At 35.3% G+C, this 12,424-nt stretch carries 11 protein-coding genes and 2 pseudogenes; 9 read left to right on the top strand and 4 right to left on the bottom strand.

What is annotated here, in order from left to right; genetic code table 11:
• Positions 1-10 precede the first annotated feature (10 nt).
• The 3 genes from GKZ89_RS14005 to rfbB all read left to right on the top strand — a co-directional run bounded on the left by GKZ89_RS14005 (position 11) and on the right by rfbB (position 3,386).
• Positions 11-1,315 (top strand): oligosaccharide flippase family protein, encoded by a 1,305-nt coding sequence (locus tag GKZ89_RS14005; protein WP_155113027.1) that lies wholly within the window; start codon positions 11-13, stop codon positions 1,313-1,315.
• Positions 1,316-1,394: 79 nt separating this feature from the next.
• Positions 1,395-2,291 carry a glucose-1-phosphate thymidylyltransferase RfbA gene (rfbA, locus tag GKZ89_RS14010; protein ID WP_155113028.1) on the top strand — a complete coding sequence of 299 codons (897 nt, stop codon included), beginning with the start codon at positions 1,395-1,397 and terminating at the stop codon, positions 2,289-2,291.
• A 72-nt stretch (positions 2,292-2,363) separates the two neighbouring features.
• Complete coding sequence (rfbB, locus tag GKZ89_RS14015; RefSeq protein ID WP_155113029.1) at positions 2,364-3,386, top strand: dTDP-glucose 4,6-dehydratase; 1,023 nt, start codon at positions 2,364-2,366, stop codon at positions 3,384-3,386.
• A 586-nt stretch (positions 3,387-3,972) separates the two neighbouring features.
• Here rfbB and GKZ89_RS21610 read toward each other — a convergent pair.
• From GKZ89_RS21610 to GKZ89_RS21615, 3 genes and pseudogenes are all read right to left on the bottom strand, one after another.
• Positions 3,973-4,080, bottom strand: a pseudogene (locus GKZ89_RS21610) (hypothetical protein); the annotation flags it as partial.
• Between the two features lie 641 nt (positions 4,081-4,721).
• Entirely contained in the window at positions 4,722-4,871 is a 150-nt protein-coding gene (locus GKZ89_RS14025; protein ID WP_155113030.1) for a hypothetical protein, read from the bottom strand.
• Positions 4,872-5,069: 198 nt separating this feature from the next.
• Positions 5,070-5,342: a DUF4236 domain-containing protein gene (locus GKZ89_RS21615; protein ID WP_155113031.1), complete on the bottom strand. Its 273-nt coding sequence runs from the start codon at positions 5,340-5,342 to the stop codon at positions 5,070-5,072.
• 204 nt (positions 5,343-5,546) lie between these two features.
• Between GKZ89_RS21615 and GKZ89_RS21620 the strand changes: the two are divergent.
• Positions 5,547-5,837, top strand: a pseudogene (locus GKZ89_RS21620) (hypothetical protein); the annotation flags it as partial.
• Positions 5,838-5,967: 130 nt separating this feature from the next.
• Positions 5,968-6,138, top strand: a complete 171-nt coding sequence (locus tag GKZ89_RS21625) for an Ig-like domain-containing protein (RefSeq protein ID WP_162356901.1) — start codon at positions 5,968-5,970, stop codon at positions 6,136-6,138.
• Between the two features lie 428 nt (positions 6,139-6,566).
• Here the strand turns inward: GKZ89_RS21625 and GKZ89_RS14035 are convergent, their stop codons facing one another.
• The gene (locus GKZ89_RS14035; RefSeq protein ID WP_155113032.1) at positions 6,567-7,313 is read right to left on the bottom strand and encodes a hypothetical protein; all 747 of its coding nucleotides are present in this window, start codon (positions 7,311-7,313) and stop codon (positions 6,567-6,569) included.
• A gap of 1,226 nt (positions 7,314-8,539) precedes the next feature.
• Between GKZ89_RS14035 and GKZ89_RS14040 the strand changes: the two genes are divergently transcribed.
• The 4 genes from GKZ89_RS14040 (at position 8,540) to sipW (ending at position 12,363) form a co-directional block, all read left to right on the top strand.
• A complete protein-coding gene (locus GKZ89_RS14040; RefSeq protein ID WP_155113033.1) occupies positions 8,540-9,112 on the top strand; it encodes a hypothetical protein in 573 nt (190 codons plus the stop codon).
• 304 nt (positions 9,113-9,416) lie between these two features.
• On the top strand, positions 9,417-10,541 hold the full coding sequence (locus GKZ89_RS14045; protein ID WP_155113034.1) for a hypothetical protein: 1,125 nt from the start codon (positions 9,417-9,419) through the stop codon (positions 10,539-10,541).
• A gap of 458 nt (positions 10,542-10,999) precedes the next feature.
• Positions 11,000-11,761, top strand: a complete 762-nt coding sequence (locus GKZ89_RS14050) for a hypothetical protein (RefSeq protein ID WP_155113035.1) — start codon at positions 11,000-11,002, stop codon at positions 11,759-11,761.
• Between the two features lie 26 nt (positions 11,762-11,787).
• Positions 11,788-12,363 (top strand): signal peptidase I SipW, encoded by a 576-nt coding sequence (gene sipW, locus GKZ89_RS14055; RefSeq protein WP_155113036.1) that lies wholly within the window; start codon positions 11,788-11,790, stop codon positions 12,361-12,363.
• The last annotated feature ends 61 nt before the right edge of the window (positions 12,364-12,424 follow it).

A 12,424-nucleotide genomic window follows, 5' to 3' on the forward strand; every position in this document is an offset into this window, starting at 1 on the left:
AAGGGGAAACGTGAAGAGAATAAATATGTTGTCGGAAAATAGGTTTTTTAAGAATATTGTATTGGTGGCAAGTGGCACAGCCTTTGCTCAAATACTAAGTATAGCTATGTCTCCCATTATTACAAGAATATATCCGCCAGAAGAATATGGGGTTTTATCAGTTTTTGTGTCACTGTTATCCCTTATTAGTATAGGTGCTTCTTTAGATTTTCAAAAAGCAGTTCCAATTGCAGATGATGACCAATCTGCTTATAATTTAATTGTAGGTGCATTCTTAATATTAATAAGCTTTTGTGTGACATTAATAACTGTTTTTGCTTTTTGGGGAGAACAGGTCTTTAATTTATTAAATAGTGAAGTTTTAATAGACTATATGTATTTAATAGCGATAGGTGTTTTATTTATAGGTGTATATAATATTATGCTACACTGGTCTTTACGCATTAAAGATTTTCGAGTAATTACAAGAACAACTGTTACTCAGAGTATTGCATCTAACTTAAGCAAAATCGGTTTAGGTTTAATGGGATTAGGTTCTCTAGGCTTAATTTTAGGCCAGATTATCGGGCAAAGTGGAGGGATTGCTAGACTTTCATTTCCGCTAATAGAGAAGAGAAGGGAAATAATAAACGTCATAAAATGGAGCGAGATACGCAAACAGTTAACTCGATATATCAAATTTCCATTGTTCTCTGCTCCCAGCAACTATATTTACACAGCAGGTAATGAAGTTCCACTCATAATATTAACCTCTTTATATGGAACTACTGTGGCTGGATTATATGGTTTAGCAAATTCAATTGTTAGTTTACCTATAAGTTTATTAGCAATGTCAATTTCGCAAGTCTTCTATTCGGAAACGGCTAGTATTGGAAAGAGCAATCCCCAAAAAATAAAGTCACTGTCGTTGGAACTTTCTGGTAAATTAGCTTTAATTGGACTTTTACCTCTATTAGTATTCGTATTATTTGGCCCTTGGATATTTAGTGTTGCTTTTGGCCATCATTGGTATGATGCAGGTAAATATGCTCGTGTATTGGCATTTATTGTTTATGTGCATTTTGTAATATTACCTGTTGGTCGTATACTAGAAGTAATTGAGAAACAAAACATAGGTTTAGTAATTAATTTATTTCGTTTGGTGGTAATTATTCTTACTTTTATCATTTCGAAATTTTTGCAATTTACAGATATTCAGACTATCACATTATACGCACTAGTAAATATTGCGAGCTACATTATATCTTTTATTATTGTTCAATTAATATTAACTAAGGAAATCCAATTTTCAAGGGAATTTCGTAAAAAATTATAAGCCAAAGTTTTGTATGAATACGTCTAAGCCTCTTATATAAAAGAGTGCTTTTTTTAATTATTTAAGGGGGTTACATTTAATGAAAGGTATTATATTAGCAGGTGGGTCTGGGACACGTCTATATCCACTAACGAAGGCTGTATCAAAACAAATTTTACCTATTTATGATAAACCTATGATCTATTATCCAATTTCAGTTTTAATGTTAGCAGGGATAAGAGAAGTATTAATAATCTCCACCCCTAGAGACATTGGGGTTTTTAAAGAATTACTTGGTAATGGTAAATATATTGGTATGTCTTTTGAATATGCTGTGCAAGACCAACCTAATGGCTTAGCTGAGGCGTTTATTATTGGTGAAGAGTTTATTGGTGATTCTTCTGTGGCACTTATTTTGGGGGACAATATTTTTTATGGATCGAATTTTGGAAATCGACTTATGGATGTTGCTAAACTAGAAAAAGGTGCTACTATCTTTGGCTGTTTTGTAAAAGATCCACGAGCGTATGGAGTTGTCGAAGTTGATGAGAATTTCAAGGCTATTTCAATTGAAGAAAAGCCTGAGGATCCAAAATCTTCTTTTGCTGTTCCGGGTTTATATTTCTTTGACAATAATGTAATAAAAGTGGCTAAAATGGTAGAACCATCTACAAGAGGTGAGAAGGAAATTACATCAGTTATAAACCATTATCTTGAAGTAGAAATGTTAAATGTTGAACTTGCTGGGCGTGGTTTAGCTTGGTTGGATACAGGTACACATGAATCTCTACTTGAAGCTTCAAACTTTGTTGAGGCTGTACAAAAGCGTCAAGGTCTTTATATTGCCTGTATTGAGGAGATTGCTTTTCGTAAAGGATATATTAATCTTAAACAATTACGTATTTTAGCCGAGCCATTACTTAAAACTGAGTATGGACAGTATTTAAAAGAAATTGCTGATTCTGAAGAGAAAAAGAGAATAAATGTAAAAATGTAACATGTAATTGGATATTTGTATATTGTATATTATAATGAGAAAATTAATGCAATTATTAGGAGAGTTGAAATAATGATCAAGAAGAAAGTCCTTGTAACTGGTGGTGCAGGTTTTATTGGTGGGAATTTTGTTCAGTACATGATAAATAATTATGCTAACTATGATATTTATAATTTGGATTTTTTAACCTATGCAGGAGATCTAACTAAGCATCGTAATATTGAAACAACAGAAAACTATCATTTTATAAAAGCGGATATTGAAGATCGGGAAACAATCATTCCGCTTTTTGAAAAAGAAAAGTTTGATTATGTAGTTCATTTTGCGGCCGAAAGCCATGTAGATCGTTCAATCACTGATCCAAGTGTTTTTGTTCGGACAAATGTACTGGGTACACAAGTTCTTTTAGATGCGGCTAAACAAGTAGGTATTACAAAATTTGTACATGTATCAACGGATGAAGTGTATGGAGAATTGGATTTTAATCCAGCAACATTTTTCACTGAAGAAACACCGTTACAACCGAATAGCCCTTATAGTGCGAGCAAAGCTTCTTCTGACTTATTAGTCCGAGCATACCATGAAACATATGGATTACCAATCAACATCACCCGCTGTTCAAATAATTACGGACCTTATCATTTTCCAGAAAAGTTAATTCCATTAACGATCTCCAGAATATTAAATGACCAAAAAGTTCCTGTATACGGTGATGGTAAAAATATTCGTGATTGGTTACATGTCATTGATCATTGTGCGGCTATTGATTTAGTGATGCATCAGGGAGTGAATGGAGAAGTATATAATGTTGGTGGTCATAATGAAAAACCAAATTTAGAAGTCGTTAAAACGATTATTAATGCTTTAGGTAAATCACAGGATTTGATTGAGTTTGTTGAAGACCGTCTAGGGCATGATAAACGGTATGCTATTGATCCTACTAAATTAGAAAAGTTAGGTTGGAAACCAATGTATACGTTTGAAGCAGGTATCGCTCAAACTATTCAATGGTATCTTGATAACAAAGAATGGTGGGAGCAAATCATAAGCGGTGAGTATCAAAAATATTTTGATGAACAGTATATTTTGAAATAAAAATGCACCTGGATATTGGGTGTTTTGAAAGTGACTAAAAATAAATAACTCTAATTTTGGCAGGCTTAAAGAGGTAAGTTTGCCATTGGGAAGCATCGAAAAAAAGTCGTGCCGGTATTCATGCTTCTTTTTTACATAATATAGAGTAATTGAAGAACTAAATGGTTCACGAAACTAATTTGTAAGTGCGTTAATGCTGTATAATTATGTCCAAATGTTGAAGATATTATTTGTTCAAGAGCTGATCTTATTTATTAAGTCTTTAATTCACATTGAGAAAGTAAAATAGGAGGTTATACTTTATAAGAGCAGCGGTTCCAATAAACAATTTTCCGACTTTTATTTTTGAGGCTTATTCTTTAATATCTACCTACTTTTGTTTTGTTCTAGAACTAGAGGATTTTATGCCCTCTTTTTTGTTTACGTAATAGTGATACTCTGTCAATTAAGTAAACACATAAAATTAATAAAAGGTAATGGCTTCTTTTTTGCATATACTTGGCGGAAATTCGATAGGACTCCAAGTCCAATGGGCTCTGAAAGTCTATTAAACTGACTGATAAGGCCCTCTCACTTCTCTGTAATACTACAGTTCATACTCAAAAGACGACAAGTAATTAGAGGCGGAGCGAATGCGTTTCGCATTATAAAAATGCACGAAGTACTCAAAAATCTTCTGTATCACATGTTCCTTTGTTTCGAACGAATTTTATAGAGATCAGCCCACGCTTAAAGACACCGTGAAACGATTCAATGCAAGCGTTATCGAAACTTTCCTTTCCGGCTTCTACTCGTATACATCCACTTTGCACGAAAGAGGGTGAAATTCCTAGCACGTATCTCCCTGATTTAAATTATGCACGATACTTGGATTTGGAGGTTCGGCCAGAAGAGAAGGTTTTAGTGTCGTTATTACAACCTATTTGGACTTTGGTCAACCGATGACTTGTGTGTCATCGAATACTCCGATGAGGAGAAGCACCGGGACGGTCCTTGTGCTTCTTTTTCATTTAGTGGAATTAAATTGCTCGTAAGAGCTCTTATTTGCAGAAAGTTAATGACGTCCTGTAATGTCCTGATTATGTCCTCGAACTGAAGGGGTTTTTAACTATTTCTTTAAAATTTTTCAGAATTAACTTGAATCCTCATGAGCCACCTTATGGTTGTCGTTATATTTGGTAGGCTTTAATGAACGAAGAAACAGGGAATATCAAATTATTTTGTCTTTGTAATATTTTTAATAATTTGGTAGATTTATGATCATCCTATCCATCATCAAATCTAGCTGTACGTTCATTCTTTACCTCAAAGCCTATCATTATTATTAAATCAAATTTATATGATAAGCAATAAATCACCTTGAAGAATTCGGTCAGCAAGGTGAACATCCCGCTCCCAGGAACGATAATCTAACTCATCTTCTCTTTTAGCCTTTGCCGCACGTTCCCTTAATTGCTGAGTGTCTTTTTCTTGCTGGTTAAACATTTTGGACATAGTTCCTGGTTTGTATTGAATTAGCAGAGGCATGGCTTTACTTTCGGCCGGTCCATTTCATGAGATGGATATGGAGAGGGTGAATGATAAATTGTCGCCAATTTACAGGCACATCTGCTTCTTTATGTATAGAATGAATGAGCTCTAACTTGTTATGATGCAACTCGACTTGCAGCCTTGCCGCTCAAGCTAATTTTGAAGGTCTATTTCCTTCTGCCGTGCTGCCAATTCCCTCTGCCTTTGAAACGCTACAGTTTTCTTCCCTTTCCCATGCTGAACAGAATAAGACAGGCCACTTCTCGGAATTCCAGCCGTTGTCCGGCTACCTGACCTGGAATTTACACTATGCCGAAGACTTTGCACTCCAGCACTGATTCCAACGCTCTTCCGTCCTAAATACACTCTTACCCCGGGTGCAATTTTTAAAGCTCTTTCGAAAACCCAATCCCATTTATTTAACACCTCCGTTGTAAGTGTATCATTTTACAATAAAGACTAGGAGAATCATCATACGCTCTCTTCTTCACCTTTCCCAGTTCACATATAGCTTGAAGTTACTCTATAAAGGTTAACCATAATCGTATTGAGATTTTTTGAGAACTAGAAGCAGTTGGTACAATAGATTCAAGGATAACTTCGGTTGTAAGACCATAGGTAAGTGGAAAAACAGAAAAAAATTCCTCAGTTACTATTAAAGAAGGATCCACAGTATTAGCTACTACAAAGGCCTCTTACATTGGACCTTATACCTTTAATCCACTAGAGTTAAAAGGTGGAATAAAGTTATTCATTATAGCAACGGATAAAGGAGGTAACATCAGTAAGGGAAAGGAAGTAATCGTATTGGATTTGTCCATATCCCAAATTTCTGTATCGGCATTAAATGACAGTTCAATTTCAATTAAAGAAGCAGAAGCAAATGCAAAAGTGTATGCAATGAATGGAAAAAGAAATTAGGCGGATCAATTGCAAAGAATGGTGTGTATACACCATTAAGATTACGAAGCAAAATGCAAGCATACTATTTATTGTATGCTGTTGATATGGAAGGAAACTTTAGTCTCAAAATAATGGAACCACCCCAAGTATTCCAACAGTTAATCCTATTCATGACAACGCAACAGTCATTATAGGTAAAGCAGAATCAAATGCAACAGTATATGCTATGATCCGAACATCGATAGGATATAAGGAAATTGGAGAAGCAATATCAAAAAATGGCTCTTATTCAATTAAAATTCCAAAACAAAAAGCATGAACAGCTATTACTTTGTATGCTTTCGATTCTACGTTAAATATAAGTCCTGAAAAGACAAGTAAAGTCCTGAATAAAACCACTCCAGGCAATCCGACGATTAATAAAGTTACAACTAAGAAAGAAACGGTCACTAGTAAAGGCGGTAGCGAAAAAATTGGGCAAGGCACTGTTGATACCAAATGGAATTCTAAAGTTAAAATCAAAGCTCAGAAGAAAGGATCCGTCTTAAAGTTGTATGCTCAAGATCCTCTAATAAGATTAAAAGTAGAATTGTTAAGGTTCTTTAAGGCAGATTAGGAAAGGATTCTCAAGTTGACAACTCAGCAATACACTTTACAATAAGAAAGAACAGCACCTTCACGTGCTGTTCTTTCTCAAATGAATTTGAATGTTTTCAGGAAAGGGTGATGTTGCAGCATCATCTTTTCTTATTTATTTTCTGCTACTGGCGTTACTTCTACATCAATCGATGTATCAACATCAGCAAGATCAGCCTCGGTCATAGGAACATCTTCAGCAGTATCTTCTTTAACTTCATTTACTGCTGCTCCATGAGCCGCTACATCTGCATTAGCTTTATTAATTTCGCCTTCAAGTTCAGTTACCTTTTTATCAGCAACTTTAGCTCTCTCTACAGCTTCACGGGCAAGTGCCTCATAGGATGCAATTTTTGCATTAGCTTCATTTAGCTTTCCATTAGCAGTATTTAGCTCAGCAACTTTAGTGTTGTATTCTGTAGTTTTTGCATCAAGTGCAGCTTGTGTTTTAGCGTGATTACCTTGTTCAGCTTTTAAAGTTTCTTTTAAAGAAGCAATCTCTCTACTCAAGCTATTTACATCTTCTTCCAACTCGGCAACCTTAGCAGTAAGCACAGCTTTATCATTGGATAGTGTAGTAATTTGAGTGTTTAAGTTAGAAACTTTGTTATTCAGGGTGGAGATGTTTGTGTTAGCTTCAGTAAGCTTTGTTTCAGCTGCCAATTTAACTTCACTAATTTTTGCAACTAGCGCTTGTTCGTTATCATCAAATTTAGCAATCTTTTGACCTAGATCCTGTACTGTCTTTTCTGCTCCATCAAGTGTTACTCCTCCAGAGTAAGCTAGACCAAGCGCTCCAAGTGATACAGTACCTCCAGCTAATATAGCTGCCAAAACTTTAGATGTGAAAAATGCCATTCTACCCATCTCCTAATTAGTGTATTTGGTGGATTTCCTTTCCACAATATGTATTTTATAACGAACGTATTACTATTACAAGAGTTTTTTTAAAGAACAAAAAAATATTAATCATTAAGTTAATCTCTTGATAATAAAGAAAGCCGTGACCAAAAGATCACGACTCCTACACTAATTGGACTACCTAAATGGCAATAAAGGTAGTAGCAGAATTATAACACTTCACTTTTACATACACAATAACTGTATGTTTGAATATTCATACTAGAATGAATTCCGCCTGTGAATTCGCATTAAGCTACATACGGCTTCTCTGGTTTTCCAAGAACAGGCTTTCTGCTAAAGTTCCATTTACCTCCGGTAACAATTTTCCTAGGTGGTATTATTTACAACTACCCCCGTTTAACTAAATTTACCCTCAACTTAACAAAACCTTAAGATCCGCTTCATACCATTCTTGTACATTTGATAGGGACAATTCCATCAAATGTACAAGAATGGTTTTATTTTACCCTGTAGGTTATTGTAGTATCTGTTGACACTTTGCTGATAAGCCATGAACGCACGGATGCCAAAAAGAAATCCCTCCATAACAACGGTGCTGTACTTTAATAATGCCCATGAAATTAGTCGGGTTATGAATAATTGGGGATAGTGGGGTGGCGTTTCCAAGGCCAGTACCATCGATTAGGTTTCGTATCTCTTCTTCTAGTTCTATCCCATCATTCATTCACTTCTGTTCAAATTTCTCTCTAATTTGTTCCACACTCCAATAGACGGCTGCGTTTACATCTACCAATTATCTATAAATAAATGATCAACAGATCAGCGTCCAAACGATTTCCATCTTAGAGGCAATGGCCATTTCTCTGGAAATCAATATCCCCCTTTAAGGAAAATTCTACTTGACATGCTTCAATTAAAGGAGAATTAATTAAGAAGCTGAATGCATTATTTTTCATCGAAAGAGCCAATTCCGATACAAATCTTGCCAGAGCAACAATCACTCATACTCCGAATAAGTATGCTGTCACATTATAGATTTGCCCCCTTTGTTTGGTTTTTTTTTGAGTTAGGCTAAAAGGCTTAGGTATATAATTTTTACCATTAAAATGACGACCAGGTTGTCGGAATTTGATGAGAATTCCATATTCGACTTTTGGCCCTTGTGGGATATAATACTTTATAACGTTAATTTTACCAATAATTGAGAAGAAGGTGGAGCAATGGAAGCGAGTAGAGAAGAATTAATATCGAGGGTGCAGGACGGATATCCGTTTGCCGAAAAGTACCAAAAGCTTGAGAATAAACTAAACAGACTTAAGAAGACAAAAAGAATTGGGTTCTTCATTTACCTCACCATGTTTTGGGTAAATTCAACTTTTTTTTACCCGATTAGTTATGGTTTTTTTTCTTTTATACTTTATGTACAAATACTTGGTGGATTTTTGTGGCTTCCTAATGTTTATGGGAAAATTTATTATTTTGCAGCAAGAATGAGAAAGGCTATTAAAGTTGAACAACAAATGGATGAAGTATTGAACGAGTTTACAAAAAAGACCAGTATATTTTATGAATATTGCAGAGTCCCTATTCTAGAAAAAATGGAGAAGTTTTTTTTAACAGCAAGAGCAGATACTTTCAAAGAATGCTATGCATTAGTGGATACCGAATTACATCGGGACCAAGTACTACATTTGAAGGAAAGGCAACTGGACGCACAATTGGAACAAAATTCCCTTTTATCAAAACAAAATGATAGATTAAAGAGTATTGAATCTAATACATTTCATTCTTAATTTCATATAATCTTATAAAAAGTACATAAGCTCCTATACTTTTTAGGGGTTTTTGTTTTGTTGTTAATGTATGTAGTTAAATTGGAGTTTGTTTAAACTAAAGTGTCTTAAATAACTTGGATTTAACTTAAATTTCATACAACTAAACTGCTCTAACTTTTAAAAGGTTTTTTTAACATAAATATCCAATAAAAGGAGCACTTCAGCAAATCAATAGTAGCCCTCTAGAAGATTGGACAAACGAACTACACTCTTAAGTCGAATTATTAAAAAACAAACAATAAAATACATAATGGAGGAATTTATGCAAAAACTTGGGTCATTAACGCTTTTGTTTTCCTTTTTCCTGCTTACTGCTTGTACTCAAGAAACAAATGGTGAAATCCAGGCCGAACAAAAAGATGAAAGAGAAGCGATTGTACAAAACGAAACAGAGCAATCGAAAGAAGTAGCAGAAGAAAAACCTTTAGCAATTAAAAAAATCACTCCTTTGGAAATGATTGAAACTTACAATTCATCCGCAAAACTGACCGAAACCACACTTCTAAGTTCAAATTTCATAAAGGATGTAGAACCCTTTATGAAGCTTGAAGAAATTTCGAGTGGTGAAGAAAGACTGCCAGATGAACTGCTGCCGGAGGTACGTCTTGAGATTTTAGAAGATAGCAAGGAAAAAGTAACGATTAAAACCATTGAAATGGCTGATGAGGCTTATAAGCATGGCAGACACATTACATTGACAGCTTTATACAATGAAGAACAAGGAAACTGGGTATTGGATGACCTGATTGTAGAGGAAGTTAAAAAGGGGTTCCCGCTTAAATTAACATGGGATGAGGCAGTGAAATATGCGAAGTACAAAGGGATGGAAATTGAAAAGATTAAAGAAAAAACAGATGCGGGACCTTTATCTTTTGTGTTTAAAGTGCTAAGTAATAGTAAGGAGCAGATGTTTGCAGGTGCAGAACATCTTGAAATTAATACCGACAATGGGTTGATTACATTACCTGAAGAATACAATAAAGTTGAAGAGGAACCTGAGGAAGAGGCTATTATAAATGAGCCGGAGTCTAAAGATGTGCCAGATCAGAAAGATGTGCCAGTAAAAACGGGAGAAGGAGACTGGAATGGGTACTGGGCGGATGCATCTGGGACATCATTTCTTAATATAACCAATTATAAGAATAATTCCGCGTCGGTAACGTATAGCTTTTGTTTTACTGACAGCTGCACTCAAATCGGTGATACGGGAGAGCATGTTGTTAAATTTGTAAACAATCAGGCAAGGATAAAATACGAAGATGAGGGCTGGGGAAATCCTGGAGAAGTTGAAATCCAACTGGGAGAAGGAGTTATTCATACTACTTTGTATACGTACAATAAAGAATTTAAGGACACGTTAAAAAAGGACGAAGAGTTAAACGAGTAAAAGTGAATAAGGAGTTCACGGGAACGGTTCTCATGCTTCGAATACAAGTCCTGCAAAGGGTGAATCCTTTGCGGGGCTTTTTAGCGCGTCCTTCAATGAATTTGGAAGTTCTAAAGGCCCGACATCTTTAAGATCGTTCTCTGTAATTTAAGAATGAAGCACCGAACGAGTTCCCTGTTCAAAAAGAACATCTTTAAAGGAGTCAGCGTGTTACAAGGAGGAAGACCTGATTCCGTTGATGGTGCCCCATTAGTTACAAAAGGACCACTAGACAAATTTTTATTTTGTAAATTGTAATGTTCTTTTTCAAGCACAAAATAGTTAGAATAAACTAGAAATGATGAGATTTTCAAAGTAATCAGTTCTTAATAAGGGATAAATGGACGTATTTCGTATTTTGGTAAATGTGACCTATAGGCTATACTTATCTTAATTATTCGTTAAAAAGAACAAAACGGGTGGTGATTACAATTAGAAGGTTTACAAGAATTCGTAAATTTAGAAAAAAGACTAAATCGCTTTTCCTTGCCCTCCAAATAACTGCAATCTGGTATTGCATAATAATCTCTGCTACATATCTTACATCTAACACTGCTGCAACCTATAACGATGTTGAAACGATTGCAAATTCTATTCATGCAAATTGGGAAGAGAATAATGAGAACAAAAGTTTAGATTCATCAAAAATAAACATCTTAGTAAGTTCATGTGACAAGATCGTAGCCGAAAATAAAGATTATTCCGTAGATGTTACTGAACCAGTCTTATACGAGATTGCTAACTCAAATAATGAAATTGTTGAAGAGGGAAAAATTGAAGGTGAACGTTCAGCTGGCACCTCTGAAAAAATTATGTTCAGTCCTGATAAGGAAGGACATTATAAATTAGTTGTTTTTCAGGAAACAGGCAGCAAGATTTCAACTGAATTTGTAGTTCAAGCATGCGGCAGTCATACGGTAAATGAAGATAAAGAAAAAGTTGAGGAAAACCAAAATCCAAATGCTGAGATGTCAGAACAGACTAGTGAAGAAGAGGTTAAACAATTCGAAACACCTATCGAAGCCATAGCCGATAATAGGCAAGAAGCTGGTGAAGTGCAGGAACCGATTGCAGAAAACATCAGTAATTCAGATGAAGGAAAAGACAAAGGTCAATCAGCTGACCAAGTAGCTGAACAAACAGCTGAACAGGAAGAACTAGAAGATGTAAATGGGAACTAAAACAAAATGAAAAAAGGCGGTGTAGAATGGTGAAAGTTACTATTAAAAAACTGATCAGCAACATCATTACGTTTGTTCTGTTTTCATTGCTCATCTTGATGACCATAGTGGTTATTTCCTCAAAATCATCAGGAGGTGAGCCGGAGATATTCGGATACCAATTGAAAACCGTCCTTTCCGGTTCGATGGAACCTGCATTTAATACGGGATCCATCATTGCAGTCCAGCCAGCGGAAAATGCTGCTGCACTTAAAAGTGGTGATGTTATTACTTTTATGCAAAGTGATAACACGATTGTGACTCACAGAATAACCGACATAATTAAAAACGGTGACCAGACTATGTATCAGACAAAGGGAGATAACAACAAAGATGCTGATTCACAGCCAGTCCTGTCACAAAATATTATTGGTGTATATACGGGCTTAACAATTCCATATATGGGATATTTCATAGACTTTGCAAAATCGAATATGGGCACTGCTTTTCTGCTAATCGTTCCAGGAATCTTATTACTGATCTACTCAGCTTATACAATCACAGTGGCCTTAAGAGAAGTGGATAAAAGACAGATTGGTTCGGATTCAGAAAGAGCAGTCTGATTGATCTCCTTATTTAATAGGGATTCAATATAAAAAGTACATACCTCAAATAATGAGGGGA

This window comes from Metabacillus mangrovi, from assembly GCF_009711125.1.
Classification (GTDB): Bacteria; Bacillota; Bacilli; order Bacillales; family Bacillaceae; genus Metabacillus_B; species Metabacillus_B mangrovi.